This is a genomic window from uncultured Shewanella sp., from assembly GCF_947495455.1.
Classification (GTDB): Bacteria; Pseudomonadota; Gammaproteobacteria; order Enterobacterales; family Shewanellaceae; genus Shewanella.
Window position 1 is genome coordinate 1 of record NZ_CANLZC010000017.1, and the last position, 19,893, is coordinate 19,893.

Here is a 19,893-nt window from a genome sequence, read left to right on the forward strand (position 1 = left end):
TCATTGTGTCACCTATATTGATATGAAACTGATTATACAGTCTCTAAGTAGGTGGCCAAATTCACTATACCTCTTCATATTAGTCAGTTTTTTTATCATGCATGAATGAGATTGTTTTTGCATTTGGGCTACGATAAAGGTGTAACTGTGGACTCATTAAGTCTGCTTTATATTCATGAATTTTATCAACTTCTGGCCTCACATAATGAGTGAGCGGAGTGATTTTAAGTACTTCTTTTGAAAAAACCAATACAGGGGTGGTTGCACTGCATTCTTTTGGTCTAAGGTGAGTACTTGGATCTGAGCCATATTCATTTTTATATGACAGTTTAATCATAGGTTTGACTCTAACTGGTCGACGGATCACCAATTTGTCGTTACAAGTGTGCAGACTATTAATTTGTGATTGTATATCCCGTATTTTATTTTCTGGTTCTTTTGCTAATGAAGCTTGATGAAGTAACTTCTCTAATTGATTCAGCGCTTGTTTTTTTGTGATTTTTGGAGAGCTCATTTTTTTTGCCCAGTAAAAACGTAAGCGAGCAGGGGCTGTGGGTGTGTCTGCGATGAGGATTTGACGTTTAAGTTGATGGGTCATAATGCGTTTAAAAAGGTGATGAATGACATCCCACTGTTGCTGATGATCTTTAGTGTTGTTTTTTAAGCAATGCATAAATCGCTTTTTTGTATCATTTAATGCTTGAACAAGCTTACAAACATAGGAAGGACAAGCATCTAAATCAAATTGAATAAAGCCTGGATAACGCCTTACAAGTCGAGTACTGTATTCTTTTTCTAGAGTATTGTCTTTCGCATAGTATGCGGTTAATGAATTGAGTGATTGCTCAAAGGCTTCCTTTCCAGCAATACCGGTCACAGAAATGCATTCCGGCTGGTCGTTTTCATCTTCTTTTTCAAATAAAGGAAGCTGAAATAATTGGCTTTCTTTTACTGGAAGTTTAATTAAATGCGTTTTTAATTGTTCAGATAACGTTTGCATTTCTTGCATATGCTGTTTAAGTTCAGTTTCAAAATTTGGCTGTATTTGCAAAACTCACTACCTACATTAAAAATATAATAAACAGATTAGTCTTAAAACGTCTTTATTTCAATTAATAACGTAAAAAATTAGATTTTTACGTTATTGCCTATGATCTAGGCCACCAGCATCCATCGACTTGATTTATCGCGATGTTATCTGAATTAGCAAAAAAACCAGAAACTACTATTTCTTATGATTAGATTAAACACCATAATGATAACTAAATTGCTAGTTATTCAGGGGGCCTTTTAGCGAATAAGCTGCGTCATAGTGAGCAGGTTTATTCGTTGAGAAGTATTAGGGTAATGTGTCTGAAGGTGATTGAACATTGGAAAAATAAAAAGTTTTTTCCTGATAGGCGCTCTCGGTCAGTTCGAGAATACTGTACTTATAAAAGACGCTTGTTATAGGGTAACTCAAGGGAGCAGTAAAAAATATTACCGAACCAGAAATATTAATAGTTGGTTAGCTGCGGGTTGCTTTTTTATTGGTAAAGCGCCATCCAATAATGCAGTGTACTGTAAACTTCATGGGTAATTTTAGTGCCACAATTGCGAGAGCTTGAGCCTGTCGTATGTACTCCACGAATATAAAGTTGGCTGTCAACAATGGCGCTTCCACTGACGCCATTGGAAGTATCAATTTGATAGCATAGTCGATGGGAAGTGGAGGTTACTGGACCTTCATCTGTCCACATGGTCGCGTAAGGTTTTTCACTGGCATACCCACTGATACTGTGAACGCCTGAAACAAAAGGACCGAAACCTAACCAACCGCCATTGGCAATACAATCTAAAATAATAATCCCATAATCGAAATTTGAATCGCTATAATAATGCCAAGCTTCAGTCGTTACGGCGGTTTCCCAAGTACATTTCTTCCAGGGTAAATAAGTGCCATTCTGTGCAACGGAAAAGTCTAAGTTATTATACCAAAAACCGTTTCCATCGGAGATACAGTGGCCAGCAGTTAATACGACATTTTGCGCAATAAGTGTACCTGTACAGCCGATATCTAATTTTCCTATATGCCAATAAGGCGAACTCACTGTCGTATTGGTGACTTGTTTTCGATTGTCTTGTCCCAAGACAACCATAGGTTTTATGGCATCCTCAATATTTAATGTTTCAGCATAATGTTTGAGTGGATCCAAAGCGGCTTCATTGTATCCATCAAAATAGGGTTCTACTGCAATTGCTGGGCTAAATTGCTTTAGTTGCTCAATACTCATCTTAGAAGAAAACTGCTTGCCATTTTTTGATACTGCAATGGCGGTTAATGCATTAGACAGTTCTTGGTCTGTATAAGTGACTTGTTTGTCAACCATAGAGATGGAATGAGCATAGGGACTATTTTCCATTTTCATATTATCAATAAAGATGGCGGGTTCTTTTAAAACATGAGAGGCTTGAGAAAAAATGTGTGTCTCCTTAGGTTTGGCAGATAGGCTTTGATGGGGAAAAAGATGGGTAAAAATGTAGCAGGTTGAGATAAAAAGAATGTAAGGATTGCTTATTTTAATGGATATTTTTTCTATTATCATAATCTAACCTTACCCCTTATAAACTTAACCCTATCACCACGATTAATCATTTAGTTATAAATATAGACAAATCATTTTATAAAGCTAATTTAAAGCAATCATTGAATCTTCTTGAGAAAACCCCACCAGCAAGTATTCAGAAATTGGATACCTATAATCATTTAGGCTCAAAATCAGCATCAAAATCGATATAGATTGATTTTATGATAACAAAGGAATGGTCGCTTTTTACGAAAGTACGGGTTTATTCAAGTTACCCTAAACGTATTTTATTTCTTCTCTTGTATTTAATAGAGGTTAAGTTTGACATTTTTATATCACAGATTTAGGCACTTACTCATTCCAGTGCTATTGACCCTTATAGCGTTAACATTAAGTCAAGTTTATCAGGCAAGTCTAAAAGTATGGGCTGAGATCATTTCAGCGCTTCCTTATTGGTTATTGATGATCACAACACTGATTGCGCTGCAATTTAATCGTAGTCGCATTGCTTTTTTATCTTTGTTATTTATGGCTTACTATGGGCTTCATCAAAATCTTTTTTTGGCATTATCATTAGATATGTTTAATGATAAACCTGTTGTTATCGCTGGTACATTGGTGATTAGTTTATTTGCTCTGGTTAAAGACAGGGGAGTATTATCAAGCCATGGGCTAGTAAGGATTATTTCCATTACCTTGTGTCTTAGTCTCGGTTTTTTGTGGTTTTGGGCGCTTAATCATTATGAAAAACAGATCAGCGCATTATTGACAACGGGGCTCAAACCTCAATATCAGCTTTTGATCCCAATGATCATTTGTTCTTTTTTAGTCAGTTTTAATGCTATTCGCCATACAAATTTAGTCAATTCGGCTATTTTTATTTCTCTGGCTATTTGGATTATGCACTACTATCAACCCCAATGGTTGCCTTTATCTTATTTATTATCCATTCTTGCTATTGTTTATTTAATGACTATTCTAGTTGACTCCTATTTTTTGGCTTATCGGGATGAATTAACAGGTCTGCCTTCAAGAAGAGCACTGTTTAATTTATCTTTATCTCTTGGTAGGAAGTACAGTGTCGCCATGCTAGATATTGATCATTTTAAAAAATTTAATGACACATATGGCCATGATGTTGGGGATCAAGTATTAAAATTAGTGGCATCTAAACTATCGAACATTTCAGGTGGTGGAAGAGTTTTTCGTTATGGCGGAGAAGAATTTAGTATTATTTTTCCACGAAAAAATACGCATTTTGTATTGCCACATTTAGATGCAGTAAGGCAGGCAATTGAAGATTACAATATTGTTTTAAGAGGTGAGAAACGAAAAAACCAAACGAAAGCTAAGCGCCAAAGTCATTCGACAAAGAAATACAAAACCGTTAAAGTGACGATTTCTATTGGTACAGCTGAGCGCTTGCCAGGTCAATCCTTTGTACAAACATTAAAAAAAGCAGATGAGGCGCTATATAAAGCAAAAAGAAAAGGCAGAAACCAAGTTTGTCATTAACATTCTTTGTACACTTCACTAAGTCAAATCCTTTTGGTTATATAGAAGAGATTAATAGAAGAGGTTAATAGCAAACAAACCGCTCGTTCCAACGGCATTCATTTAAGAATAGTGGTTAAAGGAACGAGCATGATAATACTAGGAATTATTCCCCCATTAGTCGCACTAAAATTAAGCACCAAAGACCCATATTTTCACCCTTCATTTTCTTTTGTTTTTTCATTGAAAGTGTCACTAATCTGCTGCAAACGACTGAAAATATCGATTAAGTTAATAATTAGTTAAATTTAAGTTTGATTTATTCCTCTTTATGAGTAAAATTGCTGTAAATAAAATCAAAATGTAACACTTTGTTTCACCTTTAGTGCAATACAAGAGTGCAATACAAGAGTGCAACACAAGATTAGCCAAACGCGTTTTATCAATATAAAAACGTCATTTTAATACTTGATCTTTGTTTTATTCCCATAAGCTTTATTCATTTATACGGGAAGGATCATGTATGCCTAAATTTTAAAATATATACAGAGGGGAAAGAAAAAATGAAATTTGCGTTAAAAATCACCTGCCCGTTACTATTGAGTATACAGGCATTTTTACCCGCTCATGCTTTTACTCAAAGCGGTGCCAGTGTCGGTTTTATTGGTAGCGCCGTTCCAATGGGACATGAATGGTTAACACGTATGTCGGCATTTGAAGTCATAGGTAACGATCCCATTATGAGTGCAGATCCTGAAGATCCAAGAAGTAGCTGGTCTGCTGGTTTAGCTTATAATACACAACTTGATAGTAATGCGCTTGATGAAGTGAACCAATTACTGGCCACACCATTGAATGATCCTCGTTATGAATCCACATACCAATTTATCCATTCAACCATTTTAGGCCAGCGTTGGGTCGATTTAGGTGGATTTAATGTGACAACATCAAGTTTAGGGGATATTAATTGCTTTGATGTTGTCTCTCAAGAACCTGCTGAACTTCAAAAAGATCATTATATGCGTCGTTATGATGACTTAGGCAATCAAGGTGGGATCGATGCCGCACTTCGTTCACAAACGCGTTTTATTGAACATTTTGTTGATGCCGCAATGGCAAAAGATCAACAAATAAAAGTCTGGGATGGCGGTGCCTATTCCGCTCAAGAAAATGTGAATTATCAATATTTCTTATTTGGAAGAGCCGTGCATTTGTTCCAAGATTCTTTCAGTCCCGAGCATACAGTAAGACTGAGCAATGATAATTATGAAACGGTTTATCAAGTAAAAAGTTACTTGTGTGCTGAAGGCTCAGAGCAGCATACACATGATTCAATGGAAGTACTTGATTACAGCAGTGATGATGTCATTTGGAAGGAAGGGTCGCGTCTTGATTCTGGTTGGAATGGCTATAAAGCCAGTAATATGAAAGATATTGCTTTAGTGGCCACTGAAGCCAGTAAAGACTTATGGGCCGCCTTTTTTAGAACCATGGGCACGCCGATCGAAGAAAGGGAAGCAGTTGCATTAATCGAAGCACAAACATTGGTGAATAACTGGTTAGCTATTGATACCTTATCGGCGCTTTCTTGGTATGATGAGGAAACGAATCAAGATGAGACTTATGTGGCCATGTTAGATGCACTCAATCCTGATTATACTCAAGAACAATGTATGATAGATATTGGTGTTGGATCTGGCAATCAACAAGAAAAAGTCGAGCAACTAGAGGAAGACAGATTAACCTGTATGTATAACATGGAAGTCGAGCCAGGCTATGAGGACGTCAATGATCCCCATATGGATATTCCATATAATTGGAAATGGAAAACTGCCACCACTTGGTTAACACCTGATAGTAATTGGTTGCCTGAAGAAAAAGAAGCGGATTCCGGTAAACTCGTGAATATTGTGAGTGCGGTCAATAATGAAGCTATGACTCTTAATTCCCAAGCATTAGCAGATAATGCAATCATTTATGTGGAGCAAGGTGAGCCATTAGATCTTGTTCAAGTCAATACTGATGAAGAAGATGTGGCTTATTTTAGAGCAAAAGATAATCCCGATTTATTTTTAAGCTATGCCACCTTTTCAGGTAAAGTGAAGTTAGCCGATACTCCGCTTAATGCCAGTTATGAAATACAAACAGATTCTGGCAGCAGTACATTACTCAATCAACGTTGGAATGATTATATGTGGTTTTATGAGAACAATGGTACTGTGTATGTCAGTGGTGGCGCAGGGAAAAATGACACTGAATCAAATTGGTATATTGAAACAATCATAGCAAACTAATACCACTTATCATTTTTTACTTTCTATTGATTTTTTGAGAGAAATTTTGATAAGAAAAAAGAAAAAGGGAGTAAAGTCGTGTATTGCTCCCTTTGTTTTAAGCATTCTATCTGTTAAAAAATGTGTGACGTGACTATTGTCTTAATCTTTCGGTTTTAAATAATGTTTAAGTGAGCGAGGATCATTATGCCCAGTTCGAGACATGATGTATAAATGATCTTTATCATTCTCGTAAAGTTGTGTTACGCAACCACTGCGTAGACTATGTGCACCAAAGAAATCGGCATTGAGTCCTGCTTTTTGACAATATTTCTTAATCACTTGATAAATATCATCCCCTCTAAGAAAGCCTGATTGGCGCAATTTATCTTTATTTTCATCCTGCTTATCTCGAACGTGATACTCTCTTAAGCTTCTTCCGTCTCTTGAAAGGGAGCGAAACAAATGCCCATTTGTTATCCCTGCTAATCTTATCCAATCCTTAACCGCGTCATAAGCAGAAAATGGTTCAGATTTAGGTAAGACTTTCCATTCTTTTTGGCCTTGCTGATTACTTTTTGAATAGGGCAGACGCACTCTAAGTTTATCTCGTAAAAATGCAATATGACTGACTTCAATATTGGCCAGCTCTGAACGACGAAAGCCCCCTTGTAGGCCTAATTGTAAAATCGCTTTATCTCGAGTTCGAGTTAATAACTGAGGTTGTTGATCAATCACTTGAATTAAAAGCTCTAATTCATCATACATAATAGGTTGTTGATCATATTCATTTATCTGTCGGTATTGATTACGACTTAGGCCTTTCATGACGCGCAACACTAGTGGGTGCTCACTAGGAGAATGAAAACCTGCTTGAATATGAAAAAAACGAATTGCAGCTAAACGGGTGTTGAGTGTTTGTTTTGAAAGCTGTTTACCCGTTGAAGCTTGGATCATTTCTTTTTGTTGACCAATAAAAGAAATGACTGTTCTAGGATCTGCAGGTAAAGCATTCAATTGATGTTGTTGACAATATTGTTCAAAAATTGAAAAACTCGATTGATAAATTCTACGCGTATTACTTGATATTTCATAGCGCGTTTCTTGAGCCGCATTTTGATAGTCATCCAGTATGGATAAAGGAAGATGCGCTTCCTTAAAGAACTTATCTCTATTCTGGATTAAATCTGTATCAGTTGTATTTTCATCTTTTAATGAATAAGTATGCTCAAGCGAGTTTTTTATTAAGGATTTTTTCATTGATATTGAGTACTGAAATCGTATTTAACAAGGCTAAAATTAGACTAATTATATGAATATCATTCTAATTTTAGCCTCTTTATTAGTCACTATTATAACATAATCCTCAATCTCTACCAGTGATAATTGTCATTATCACTGGTAGAGATTATCAAACAACATTTGCTGAGTAAGTTTTGAACTAACGAGACGAAGAGAGAGAATAGAGAGTGTTGGGTTTTATCAGCATAAAAATGCAATAAATTGCTTGAATAAAGTAGCTTTTATTTCAAGAAAAACAAGGTGAAAAGAAAGGGATTTGACAACAGGCTTAGTAATATGTTGACGTTGTCATCTGTTATGCAGGGAGGGTTAACTGATGAAAATACAAATACTTTAATTTATGGTTAAACATTTTTATATTGAGTGTCATAAAAAAACAACAGAAAGAAAAGATAATAACTGAAGATATTAAGTGGGTGAATTTGTTTATTTAGCGAAATATATCAGCCTATTTCAAAAGCATAATAGAATGGTTAAGCATTTTTTTAAATGTAAAAACGTTAACTTTAACAAAGAGGAAAGCAACCAAAATTTAATTGTGTTCTGCTTAGCAGAAGTGAGACTAGTTGAAAAAATGACAAATGATAATCATACAAATCAATCAACTTTACTCTTCATTACTAATAATAACATTAAATAAGCTAAGTATATAAACAATGAAGATGTGCGTTCATTTTTGTATATTTATTGTGCTTATAGACCTTTAAATGATCATATTGTTGTGATTATTTTCCATATTTAAAGTGTAAATGTTTATGAAATAAAATTTCAATAAAATCAAAAATATTAAAACATAGATATAATTCAGCAAATTACAATTATAGCTTTAAAAAATTAAATAAAGTTAATATTTGTAATATTGTAGATCTTTTAACCAACAAGAATAATAACAGCATATAAGATCACAACTAATAACAGGTGGTATTAATTGAAAATAAAAACGATAAAATGTTAAAGAATAATTTTATACATTCAAACGTACCCAAAAATAAAAGGTTAACGCTGTTAATTATAAATATAAAATGGAGTGAAAAATGATTATTAATAATTCTAAAAGAATACTGTTGTTTTCAGTTGGTTTTTTTATGATGAACCAATCTGCAATAGCTACAAATCCCCAGTCTGTCCTTAAGAATAAAAATATTCTACAAATTGGCGCGAGTGAAACATTTGTTGGAACTGCATTAGAGCAAAATAATCGCGTTTCCAAAATTGATTTTTTAGAACAAGTGCCGCAAAACGACATTATTTACCCAGAGGGAGAAGCAAGCGGTACTAAGCTTAATAATGAAATAAAAAACAAAGTCGCTGATGCCGATATTATTTATGTAGACTTAACCAATAATATTGAAGAAAAAGATGAATTGAATGCTTATATTAAAGAAGGCATTAAACAGAATAAAGTCATCGTATTAGAAAATATGAAAAAAAATCAGTTAACCAGTTTTCCAATGTTTTTTGACGCAGAAATCACTGTTATCAAAGCAAGATCAAATGCTCCCGATAAAATAGTGACTTTTGGAACTCAAGAGCCTGTTGTAGAGGAGGGGCTACAAGATGCAAGCCAAAACGAACAAGATGATGTCGTGAATTTTTCTCAAATTAATAGCTCATACAAGAACAATCCGCATGCGTTTCCCAGAAGATTTGATGATATGCTGGATCACCAAAAAGAAGAGGTATTTCAACAAGTTTCTAAATCAATTAATGCTTTATTGACACCAGCAACAGCCTCATTAATCCAAACCAGTTCAATCTCATCAGGCGGGCAAGTCGGTTACCCTTGCCCTGAAGATGCTAAAGCTGAAAATTTATGTGTTTCATATTTAATAACAACAAATGGCGTTTTTTATTTTGATCGAGATGGTGCAAAAATAAATGTCATTCATCAATATTCTTATGCAGCATATCGTACTGATAATGGAACAAGTATTTTTATTAGCCCATGGGGCAGTGCCAATCCTACATTAACAAGTAACTCTAGTACAAGTAGAGGATATTATATAAAACAGGTTAGACCAGAAATTACCGTCGAACAACCGACTGCTGCAGGTATGATGCTTTATAGGCGTACTCCTGAAAATCAAAATGGTTCAACCAGCGTATCGACAACATCGGGTATGAGTTATGATATTAGTGCTAGCGTCTCTGAAAAACCGTCAATGGGAGGTAAAATATCTTATTCATCCAGTCAATCAGAAAGTACTAACTTAAGTGATTGGGCTGCGACGACTCGCTCAGATACGGGTTATGATGCTAAATGGGACTATCACTTAAATAAATATAAGTCTATTAGTGATTGGATAAGTAAAAAGACTTTTGAAAAAGCAAAAATGAAATCTATACCATCAATATCGGCTAACGGAGTACAATATTCAGCGGAAGCCATTTGGGTCGGATCGCCTAATACCGTTTCAGGTAACTTTAATTTTAACCTGAGGACTTATGTTGTCCATGAAAGGACTTATATTAAAAGTACTAATATTTTTGGATGGAAAGCATCTAATCATTGGTGGGAACATACATTATATACAGGAAATCAATCATTCAATACCGACAGTTTGAAGAAACTTTGATTGAAGTTGGCAGTAAATAACATGGTATAGTACAAGTTGAAATGGTTTAATTAAAATTTCAACTTGTATCCTTCATAATAGTATGTGAACAACAAACAACCTGGTGCTCAAGCTAATGAAGTGAGCTATTAAGCTTATATCTAAGAAGCTTGAGCCAAATCTGAGAAACAAACTACGTAGGGTACAGCACTTATAAGGTACATAATCGCTGAACCAACATATGCCAGATCCTTCGATTCATTGCATTAAAGGAGGTTACAATTCGACCAAAAATTGATAAATAATCTAATAATCTATTGTGTTGACCATAAATTTTACCAGAATTAAAGGTTCTATTCTGGTATTAATATAAAATTATCTTATATCTTTTATTTATATTCCAACATTGGTTGTCTAATGATTAATCATCATAAATATCCATTTACACAAAAATAATAATGTTTTCTATAACGATTAATTCTATTTATTTACTCTATAAATAGGTTGTTATATATATGTCTTTCTGAGATTTAATTAATTAAGACCTGGAAGGGTATATTAATTCATTAATTTTACACTCCCACTTAACATACTGTTTATAATCGCTTTTTATTGCAATGATAATTATTTTTATTCACATCATTAATTATGCTCAGCGGTGGTTCAGCATAATTAATGATAATAGCCATGTCGATATAAAATGATTAAAGGTTGGTAGTTGATGTAATTTATTATTTAGAAATATCAGTACACCATTTTCTGTCGTTTTAATTTTAGACAATAAAAAGTTTAATGAATATTTATTTCATTAGGCCTAGTGATGCATACAATAAAAATGATGATTGAATAGGAAGATTAATAATATGAAACTGAAGCAAACCCTCCTTGCATGCCTTGTTGCTGCATCGTTTAATTCTCATGCCAGTACAGATATTATGCCTGAGCAGTCAGGCAATGTTCTTATGGGTTATTGGCATAATTGGTGTAATAGCCAAGGTTATCAAAGCGGCGTGGCTGCTTGTATTAAGCTGACTGATGTTAATACTAAATATAATGTTGTTGCTGTTTCTTTTATGACAGCCAGTAGTGACTCCTCTATTCCTACATTTACATTAAGTACCGATGTTCAATCGGAATTGGGAATCACAGAAAATGACTTTATTGAACAAATAAGTGAATTAAATCAACAAGGGCGTAGTGTTGTATTGTCATTAGGCGGTGCTGATGCGCATATTGAATTATCCAGTGGTGATGAAACTGCACTCGCAAATGAAATCATCAGACTTGTTGATACTTATGGCTTTGATGGTATTGATATTGATTTAGAGCAATCGGCAATTAGTGCTGGAGATAACAATACTGTTATTCCTCAAGCCCTAATTCAAGTTAAGGAGCACTATCAAGAGCAGGGTCTGAATTTCATGATCACTATGGCACCTGAATATCCCTATTTAAGAGATGGTGGTGCTTACGTCACATACATTGAACAGTTAGAAGGTTATTACGACTTTATTAATCCTCAATTTTATAATCAAGGTGGGGATGGTATTTGGATCGATGGAAAAGGTTGGCTGGCTCAAAATGATGATTCTGTTAAAAGTGATTTCATTTACTATATTGCCGATTCACTCATTAATGGCACTAATGGGTATACGCAGATAGACAATGATAAGTTAGTCTTTGGTTTACCCACTAATATCGATGCAGCTAATAATGGTTATGTTTCAGATCCTCAAGACTTGTATACCGCTTTTACTCAATTGAGTGATGAAGGGCATCCACTAAAAGGAATTATGGGCTGGTCTGTCAACTGGGATATGGGGACCAATGTCAGTGGCCAGAATTATAACAGTCAATTTGTTAGTGATTATGCTTCATTTATTTTAGACGATCAGGCAAGTAGTGATGACGGTAGTAGCGATGAAGCCACTGGCAGCATTGAGTTCTCTGGTATTTATGACATGCGAGTGCAACGAGGTGAAAGCTTTAATGCGCTAGACGGTGTCAGTGCAACAGATGCAGAAGGTAAGGATATCACTAGCAGCATTACCACTTCTGGCAGCGTCGATACCTCGGAAGAAGGCACTTATACCCTTTATTACACCGTTACTGATAGCAACGGAAATAAATTGAACGCTGAGCGAACCATCACAGTATATAACGATGCGCCAGTATTAAATGGCATTGATGATGCAACAATCAGTCTCAATAGTGAGTTTGACCCTCTAGAAGGCGTCAGTGCAACAGATTCACAAGAGGGTGATTTAACAGATAATATTTCTATTCAAGGGGAAGTGAATACTGCAGTTGAAGGCAGTTATACATTAACCTATACCATTGAAGATCAATGGCAAGCGAGCACCTCATTGTCACGGGTGATCACAGTCACCAGCGAAGACATTACAGAATGTAGTGTTGACACTTGGTCCAGTACTAGCGTTTATAACGCCAATGACACTGTATCTTATGCAGGACAAACTTGGACGGCACAATGGTGGACACAAGGCGAAGAGCCAGGCACTACTGGAGAATGGGGCGTTTGGCGCACAGATGATACTGCTTGCAGTACGGTAAGCGATGATACGACAAGTGACGATAGCACATCTGATAGCGACTCAGGTTCAAGCGACGTAACCGGTGACTCATGGTCTGCTTCAACTGTGTATACCCAAGGCGAAACGGTTTCTTATTCAGGCCAAAATTGGGAAGCACAATGGTGGACTCAAGGTGATGAGCCAGGCACGACAGGAGAGTGGGGCGTTTGGCGCGTCGCGCAATAATACAATAAACCATCAATTTTAAAATAAAGATAAACACTGTAAATCATAAAGGCCTATTGCTGCCTAATACAGTGTTTAGTCAATGCTTTTTCTAGGATATAAATTATGAACAAAAAAAAATCACTTGCGCTTTTTGCTCCAGCATTACTTTCTTCATTGATCTTTAGTCAATTTGCGCAAAGCCACGGCTGGGTAGAATTTCCCAGTGCACGTCAAAATACTTGTTATAATGATGGTGGGTTTTGGAGTGATTCGATCCCCAATGCAGCCTGCCAAGCAGCCTATGATGTGTCGGGATACTATCCATTTGTACAGCGTAACGAAGTCGCTGCCAATGTCGTTGACTATACCAATATGGATGCCGTTAAAGCCGTTGTTACCGATGGTAACTTATGTGCGGCAGGTGACAGTGCTAAAGCTGGTTTAGATGTGACCTCTGATGATTGGCAAAAAACCACCATAGATTTAGATGGAAATAATCAGTTTGAGCTCGTGTTTACTGCCACTGCGGCGCACAACCCCTCTTATTGGGAATTTTATCTAACCAATGAAAGCTATGATTTTTCATCGCCACTGACTTGGGATGATCTCACACTCATAGATACTGAAGATGACATTTCAGTTAATAGTAACAATGAATATGTGATCACCGTGACGATTCCTTCTGGCCGCAGCGGCGATGCCGTATTATACACTCGTTGGCAACGTGATGATCCTGCAGGTGAAGGTTTCTATAACTGTAGTGATATCACCATTAGTGGTGGCAGTGACTCAAGCGATTCTGGCAGCTCTGCTGATAGTGGTAGTAGTGATCAAGCTGCTGATAGTGATGACAATGGCAATGAAGTTGATGCGAATTTAACGGATATTGGTTACTTTGTCAGTACTGATTTTGCTAATGCTAACATCGAAACCGGTGACAGTTTACGCCTACGTATATTTAGCAGTAGTGGTAGTGAAGCTATCGATATGAGTTATGCTATCACAGATGATAACCTCGATAACTGGGCCGAATCTTTGGCAACCACCTTTAACGAAGGACAAGAAGGAAAATGGTATATCGGTGTGTGGCGTGAGAATCAAGGTCAATATACTTTTAACAGCAACAATATTTATGCTAATAAAGTTTATGCCCCATCGGCAGATTACAGTTATCAATTATCGTTAGTTAAAGGGACTGATGATTCTAGCAGTGATACCAGTGACAGCACTGATACTTGGAATTCAACCACGGTTTATAATGAGGGAGATACGGTGACTTATTCCAATTGTACATGGAATGCACAATGGTGGACTCAAGGCGATGAGCCTGGTACCACAGGAGAGTGGGGCGTTTGGCGTACGGATGATACTAGCTGCGATTCAACAAGTGATAGCGCATCGAGTAGCGACAGTGATGACAGTACAGATGATAGCTCAAGTAGTAGCTCAGACAGTGGCTCAAGTGCATCTACAACGAGTTATGTAGCTGATACCGTTTACAATAAAGACGATACTGTGACTTACCAAGGTTGTACTTATACAGCTCAGTGGTGGACACAAGGCGAAGAGCCAGGCACCACAGGGGAATGGGGCGTTTGGCGTACAACCGATGAAAATTGCGCTAACTAAAATACAGCCTAAAATATACACTTCTTAATCGTATTTAATTGAATGTGAGTTGATAACTCATCTGGTTATCAACTCATTTATTTTCCTCACTCACTATTTCATCACCCACTTAATAGTCTATATTTAACTCATCATTTATTATCAGCGTCTATTTTTATTCATTAACCAATCCATTCAGCTTAATCGTTATACCTTTGAATGTTATTTCAACATTAATAATACACACCTATTGGGCGGCTTTAAATATTAGTAACTTTATATAAACATAATCAGCCGAGGTTCAGGGAAGATCATGATAATAACGTTATCGACATAATGCTAAAGGTAACTATCTTATTAAATGAAAGTCGATAAGTTATATTTTAATCATCTTTAAGTAATATAAAGAGGTTTTATTGTAGCTCTAGTTTCTGGAATAAAAAATAATAATTTTTAGGATAATGATAGATGAAAAAAACAAAAAAAACGCTCGCACTATTCACACCTGCAATATTGTCTTCTCTCATTTATAGTCAATTCGCACACAGTCATGGTTGGGTAGAGTTTCCAAATGCGAGACAAAATATCTGTTACGAAGATGGCGGACTTTGGAATTCTTCGATCCCTAACGATGCTTGCCAAGCAGCATACGATGTATCAGGATATTACCCTTTTGTGCAACGTAATGAAGTGTCTGCTAATGTTCTCGATTATACCAATATCGATGCCGTTAAAGCTGTGGTAAAAGATGGCAATCTATGTGCTGCAGGTGATAGTGCCAAAGCAGGGCTAGATGTGGTTTCTGATGCATGGCAAAAAACGACCATTAATCTAGATGAAAATAACCAGTTTGAGTTGGTTTTTTATGCGACAACCCCACATAATCCCTCTTATTGGGAAATTTATCTAACAAATGAAAGTTATGACTTCTCGGCTCCATTAACTTGGAGTGATCTTACACTCATTACAACTGAAGGTGATATCGCTTATACAAGCGACGGCTATGTGATGACAGTGACGGTTCCTGCGGGTCGGACCGGTGATGCTATTTTATATACACGTTGGCAGCGTGACGATCCTGCGGGTGAAGGTTTTTATAATTGCAGTGATATCACGATCAGTGGAGGTAATGATTCTGGCAGCTCTGCAAATAATGGCGGCAATGAGGCTGATCAAGATGCTGATAGTGATGATAATGGAAATGATATTAGTGCAAATTTAACGGATATTGGTTATTTCATTAGTACAGACTTTAGTAATATAGAAGTGGGAGATACCTTACGCTTTCGTGCATTTACCGCAACAGGCCAAGAGCAAACCGATGTCACTTTAGGTGTGACTAATAACAACTTAACGACTTGGCCCGCTGTATTAGCCGCTCAATTTAATGACACCACTGAAGGTGAGTGGTACATAGGTATATGGAGTGAAAGCATGGGCCATTACATGTTTGATACGACAAATATCTATGCTAATAAAGTATTTGCACCAAATAGTCACTACAGCTATCAACTATCGTTAATCAAAGCGACTGATGACGACAATGATAATGATACAAATAGTAGTACAGACACTTGGAATTCAAGCACTATTTATAATGTAGGTGATACTGTTAGTTATTCAAATTGCACATGGAATGCACAATGGTGGACCCAAGGTGAAGAGCCCGGTACCACTGGCGAGTGGGGGGTTTGGCGCACCGATGATACGAGCTGCGATGACACCAATGGTTCTGGAGCGACAGATAGTGGTGCCGCAGACAGTGATGATGGCGCATCAAATGACAACACCACTGGAAATACAACTTATGTAACAGACATGATTTACTACAAAGGTGATGTTGTGACTTATCAGGGCTGCAATTATACGGCTCATTGGTGGACAAAAGGGGATATACCAGGTACCACAGGCGAGTGGGGGGTTTGGCGTACCACAGATGAGAATTGCAGTAATTAATTAGAGGGTTATCTCATAAAGGTTGAAAAGTGGCTAAAAGATGATTTTCATTATTTTTTAGCCATTTCTGTTATATGGGGGTATTGCGATATTTTCTATTTTAAAATAAAATGGTTGCACCATAAATAACAAATATCTATATATTGAATGTCAGAATACCAATGGCAATATCATGGGAAAGCGCCGAAAGCAGGACGCAAACTTGTTTTACTTAAACCAGATGAATTACCTCTTGCTTTACCATTAATTTATCGTCGCATACAAGCCAAAAATGCTTCACTTCAACCGACTTGGTTTAATGAAAACATCGACAACCAAGAGCAAGCTTATTTTGCACTTGAACCTTTACTCACTCAACTTGTACAACAACGTAAAAAAGGTGAAGATATTCTTCCTTTGCTGAAAACAGTTAATGTCTCACTCAATGCTTATTTTAGTGATTTAGGCTGGCGAATGATTCGAAAAGAATTATCGCAAATCAAGAAACGCCAGAAAAAATCCCATCTAGAAGTCAGCAATGACATTATTTTTAAACTCAAACATTATATGCAAAAATACCAATTTGATAGTGTCGATCAAGCCATAGATAACCTTTTATCAGAGCATGATGCTAGCGTTAAAAACAGTGAATAAGTTATTCATTTTCTGAAGATATCACTTCTATGATAACATTAAAGAAATCAATACCATTGGGAGAGCCAAATCCGGTGGTCATGTCCCAACCCTCTGTTACAGGGTAACCTGGCGTATCTGTAAAGGAAAAGCTGTCACCAGATATTAATGCGCCAATGCTATCATCAAATACAAATGATTGATTGCTTGTCAGCTCACCCACTAACACTGTTCCAACAGTGTGGGATTGAATATCATTGTACGCACTGTCATCTGTTATTTGATATAAATAGGGATTTAAATGCCCAATGGCATCCATGTCTTGTTCAAGAAGGTATTGGTTAATGAGTGAAAAAAATCCTGCTATTTGAGGGGATGCAGCACTTGTTCCGCCTGCTGGCTGCCATAAACCAAAATCATAATCACCAATATTGACAAAACCTCCATTGTAAATGAATACCGCTGAATAAAAAGCCGCATTCCAAGCAATATCAGGGAGCCCGCGTCCGGATTTTCCGTTTCCATTATCTACAATGAGATCTGCAACAGGTGATTGCCAATTAGGCATAGAAAAAAGATCACTTACGCCACCGCCAGTTGTACCATTACTAAACATGGCTTGGATCCAAGCTTCACTCCAGACCATTTCTGTTTGCTGTCCTGAATTATCGGTAACATTAAAATAATCATCCATATCCAGCAAGAATCGAGTCGATGTGGGATCCCACTGCCAGTCGACCTGCAAGAAACTCCCCCCCACAGCAGTCACATATGGGCTTGATGCTGGATATTGAACGGCAAAAGTATCTTCATCATTGGTACTGCCTCCGTCACCCGATGAAGCAAAAAAAGATCTGTAAATCATTTTCTGCCGTGTCATTGGCATAAACATTTAAAATAACAAGCTTCATACCATCACCTGTTAACCCCATCTCATGTAATATATCGACGCCATAGGCTTGATGGATCTCTTGAGGTGTTAAACAACGTAATGGATTAAAACTAAAAAAGCCTGGGGACACGCAATTTGAGTCACTGCTATCTTCTGTGGCCATGAGTTCATTGATGTAATCATTAGCTCCACCATTGGAGGTGATAAGTCTCGTTGGATCCTTGTTATCATCACCTGAACAACCTATATGAGCGTTTTTTTCATTTCGTATCCTTACTAAAGTGAGGCAATGATGTCATCAGTCATTTTCAGTAATAACATCGACTAGGGCTTTTAAAAAGTATTGAGCACGAGGAGAGCCAAAACCTGTGGTCATATCCCAGCCCTCTGTCACAGGATAACCAGGTATGTCATTATAAGTTAATGAACCATCATCATTGTATTCAAACAACTGATTACTGACTTGTTCGCCCGCTAAGACTGTGCCTTGAGAAAGGGGCAAGATATCATTAAAGGCATTGTTGTCAGTCATTTGATACAAATAAGGATTAATATTGCCTAATGCATCGATACCTTGCTGTTGCAAATATTGATTAACCAATGCAAAAAAACCGGCAACTTGAGGTGACGAGGCACTAGTCCCCCCAACAACATCCCAATAATCATTTACATAAATCCACACCCCTCCATTAATGCTGCCCTGCCAAGCGATATCCGGTACGCCACGGCCGCTGCCTGATTGAGCATAAATGTGATCCGCTACTGATGCTTGCCAATCGGGTATATCAAAAAAGATACTGCTGCCACCAGTACTGGCTTTGCCATGGTATGCTTCGTTCCAGACGGTTTCTAGTCGAAAGAGGATATTGTCTTTGATGTTGAAATAATCAGGATTCTTGTCACCGGAGTTTAAATAAGCTTGATTACTGGTGGGGTACCATTCAAAACCATATTGCAGAAACGTACCACCCACCGCAGTCACATTGGGACTGGTGGCCGGGTATTGTACATTTTGCTCATTCGCATCAGGATCGTTCCAGCCGCCTTTACTGCCATAATCCCCGGATGAGGCAAAAAACGTCATGCCATTGCTTACCCCTTCTTCAAATAATTCTTCCATGGGATCTAGAACATTTTCGATATCCTCATCGGTGAAATCTCGTTCATTTGCACCAAAACTCATAGAAACTAGGGTACCTGGCGATGAATAGGTTTTCACAACATGTTTCAATAGTGCTAGCCAAGAGTCTCCGTCACTGATATTGCCTAAGACTAAATGAATCGTTGCATCGGGAGCTATGGCATGGGCTAATTGGATATCAATTGCAATTTCTAGATTACCTCCATCATCATAAGAGGTATCAAATTCATCGATTTGCAATTCAGGCATTTTTCGATTTGGAAAAAACTGCTTATGAAAAACTTCAAAATAAGCAGCATGATCGCCACTTGCATAATTATCCATTATGACTATGTGTTGGTCTGTCCCTGTTAATCCCATATCGTAAAGGGTATTGAGTCCATAAGCTTGTTGAATTTGTAATGGGGTATAACAAGAAAGGGGGGCTGGTTGATATAGCGTACCATCGGCATCGAAGTTAGGTGCAATACATTCAACTTGATTATTATCATCAGAACACGCAGAAAGCAATAACAACCCAATAACCATATTAAGAATATGAGTGACTTTTAAATCTATCATGTTTACCTTCTTTTATTTTAAGATGTATTTTGAAATGAGATTAGTGGTTTAAATCAAGTCAATTATGAGTCAATCTGAGTATAGAAAATCTAATATCCAATAAAGCACAATTTTTATAGATAAACTGAGAACTAGGGTAACTGACTAGTGAAAAAGGAGCATTGTGAAAA

Annotated in this window: 13 protein-coding genes; 7 read left to right on the top strand and 6 right to left on the bottom strand. The window is 36.9% G+C overall.

Going from position 1 to position 19,893, the window contains the following annotated elements; translation table 11 throughout:
• Nucleotides 1-79 precede the first annotated feature (79 nt).
• Together Q0791_RS06980 and Q0791_RS06985 are read right to left on the bottom strand one after the other, a co-directional pair.
• Nucleotides 80-1,051, bottom strand: a complete 972-nt coding sequence (locus tag Q0791_RS06980; protein ID WP_299004156.1) for a DNA replication terminus site-binding protein — start codon at nucleotides 1,049-1,051, stop codon at nucleotides 80-82.
• Between the two features lie 475 nt (nucleotides 1,052-1,526).
• The gene (locus Q0791_RS06985; protein WP_299004158.1) at nucleotides 1,527-2,585 is read right to left on the bottom strand and encodes a trypsin-like serine protease; all 1,059 of its coding nucleotides are present in this window, start codon (nucleotides 2,583-2,585) and stop codon (nucleotides 1,527-1,529) included.
• Nucleotides 2,586-2,888: 303 nt separating this feature from the next.
• Here Q0791_RS06985 and Q0791_RS06990 point away from each other — a divergent pair, with 303 nt between their 5' ends.
• Both Q0791_RS06990 and Q0791_RS06995 read left to right on the top strand, forming a co-directional pair.
• Entirely contained in the window at nucleotides 2,889-4,082 is a 1,194-nt protein-coding gene (locus tag Q0791_RS06990; RefSeq protein ID WP_299004160.1) for a diguanylate cyclase, read from the top strand.
• Nucleotides 4,083-4,624: 542 nt separating this feature from the next.
• Nucleotides 4,625-6,355: a hemolysin D gene (locus Q0791_RS06995; protein WP_299004162.1), complete on the top strand. Its 1,731-nt coding sequence runs from the start codon at nucleotides 4,625-4,627 to the stop codon at nucleotides 6,353-6,355.
• A gap of 141 nt (nucleotides 6,356-6,496) precedes the next feature.
• Here Q0791_RS06995 and Q0791_RS07000 read toward each other — a convergent pair whose 3' ends face one another.
• Nucleotides 6,497-7,594 carry a tyrosine-type recombinase/integrase gene (locus Q0791_RS07000; protein ID WP_299004164.1) on the bottom strand — a complete coding sequence of 366 codons (1,098 nt, stop codon included), beginning with the start codon at nucleotides 7,592-7,594 and terminating at the stop codon, nucleotides 6,497-6,499.
• A 1,076-nt stretch (nucleotides 7,595-8,670) separates the two neighbouring features.
• On the opposite strand from Q0791_RS07000, the gene Q0791_RS07005 reads away from it, so the two are divergent.
• The 5 genes from Q0791_RS07005 to Q0791_RS07025 all read left to right on the top strand — a co-directional run bounded on the left by Q0791_RS07005 (nucleotide 8,671) and on the right by Q0791_RS07025 (nucleotide 17,150).
• Complete coding sequence (locus Q0791_RS07005) at nucleotides 8,671-10,212, top strand: hypothetical protein (RefSeq protein ID WP_299004166.1); 1,542 nt, start codon at nucleotides 8,671-8,673, stop codon at nucleotides 10,210-10,212.
• Nucleotides 10,213-11,054: 842 nt separating this feature from the next.
• A complete protein-coding gene (locus tag Q0791_RS07010) occupies nucleotides 11,055-12,971 on the top strand; it encodes an immunoglobulin-like domain-containing protein (protein ID WP_299004168.1) in 1,917 nt (638 codons plus the stop codon).
• Nucleotides 12,972-13,076: 105 nt separating this feature from the next.
• Nucleotides 13,077-14,582: a lytic polysaccharide monooxygenase gene (locus Q0791_RS07015; protein ID WP_299004170.1), complete on the top strand. Its 1,506-nt coding sequence runs from the start codon at nucleotides 13,077-13,079 to the stop codon at nucleotides 14,580-14,582.
• Nucleotides 14,583-15,029: 447 nt separating this feature from the next.
• Complete coding sequence (locus Q0791_RS07020) at nucleotides 15,030-16,517, top strand: lytic polysaccharide monooxygenase (protein ID WP_299004172.1); 1,488 nt, start codon at nucleotides 15,030-15,032, stop codon at nucleotides 16,515-16,517.
• A 147-nt stretch (nucleotides 16,518-16,664) separates the two neighbouring features.
• On the top strand, nucleotides 16,665-17,150 hold the full coding sequence (locus Q0791_RS07025) for a hypothetical protein (RefSeq protein ID WP_299004174.1): 486 nt from the start codon (nucleotides 16,665-16,667) through the stop codon (nucleotides 17,148-17,150).
• A gap of 1 nt (nucleotide 17,151) precedes the next feature.
• On the opposite strand, the gene Q0791_RS07030 is transcribed toward Q0791_RS07025, so the two are convergent.
• The 3 genes from Q0791_RS07030 to Q0791_RS07040 all read right to left on the bottom strand — a co-directional run bounded on the left by Q0791_RS07030 (nucleotide 17,152) and on the right by Q0791_RS07040 (nucleotide 19,723).
• Complete coding sequence (locus Q0791_RS07030; RefSeq protein WP_299004176.1) at nucleotides 17,152-17,994, bottom strand: hypothetical protein; 843 nt, start codon at nucleotides 17,992-17,994, stop codon at nucleotides 17,152-17,154.
• On the bottom strand, nucleotides 17,960-18,184 hold the full coding sequence (locus Q0791_RS07035) for a hypothetical protein (RefSeq protein ID WP_299004178.1): 225 nt from the start codon (nucleotides 18,182-18,184) through the stop codon (nucleotides 17,960-17,962). Before Q0791_RS07035 ends, Q0791_RS07030 begins: the two co-directional genes overlap by 35 nt.
• A gap of 135 nt (nucleotides 18,185-18,319) precedes the next feature.
• Nucleotides 18,320-19,723 carry a S53 family peptidase gene (locus tag Q0791_RS07040; RefSeq protein WP_299004180.1) on the bottom strand — a complete coding sequence of 468 codons (1,404 nt, stop codon included), beginning with the start codon at nucleotides 19,721-19,723 and terminating at the stop codon, nucleotides 18,320-18,322.
• Nucleotides 19,724-19,893 lie beyond the last annotated feature (170 nt).

Excerpts from the sequence above, each read along its gene's own strand:
- Q0791_RS06985 (WP_299004158.1), bottom strand. The coding sequence starts at position 2,585 with ATGATAATAGAAAAAATATCCATTAAAATAAGCAATCCTTACATTCTT.
- Q0791_RS06995 (WP_299004162.1), top strand. The coding sequence starts at position 4,625 with ATGAAATTTGCGTTAAAAATCACCTGCCCGTTACTATTGAGTATACAG.
- Q0791_RS07000 (WP_299004164.1), bottom strand. The coding sequence starts at position 7,594 with ATGAAAAAATCCTTAATAAAAAACTCGCTTGAGCATACTTATTCATTA.
- Q0791_RS07005 (WP_299004166.1), top strand. The coding sequence starts at position 8,671 with ATGATTATTAATAATTCTAAAAGAATACTGTTGTTTTCAGTTGGTTTT.
- Q0791_RS07010 (WP_299004168.1), top strand. The coding sequence starts at position 11,055 with ATGAAACTGAAGCAAACCCTCCTTGCATGCCTTGTTGCTGCATCGTTT.
- Q0791_RS07015 (WP_299004170.1), top strand. The coding sequence starts at position 13,077 with ATGAACAAAAAAAAATCACTTGCGCTTTTTGCTCCAGCATTACTTTCT.
- Q0791_RS07020 (WP_299004172.1), top strand. The coding sequence starts at position 15,030 with ATGAAAAAAACAAAAAAAACGCTCGCACTATTCACACCTGCAATATTG.
- Q0791_RS07025 (WP_299004174.1), top strand. The coding sequence starts at position 16,665 with ATGTCAGAATACCAATGGCAATATCATGGGAAAGCGCCGAAAGCAGGA.
- Q0791_RS07030 (WP_299004176.1), bottom strand. The coding sequence starts at position 17,994 with ATGATTTACAGATCTTTTTTTGCTTCATCGGGTGACGGAGGCAGTACC.
- Q0791_RS07035 (WP_299004178.1), bottom strand. The coding sequence starts at position 18,184 with ATGGCCACAGAAGATAGCAGTGACTCAAATTGCGTGTCCCCAGGCTTT.
- Q0791_RS07040 (WP_299004180.1), bottom strand. The coding sequence starts at position 19,723 with ATGATAGATTTAAAAGTCACTCATATTCTTAATATGGTTATTGGGTTG.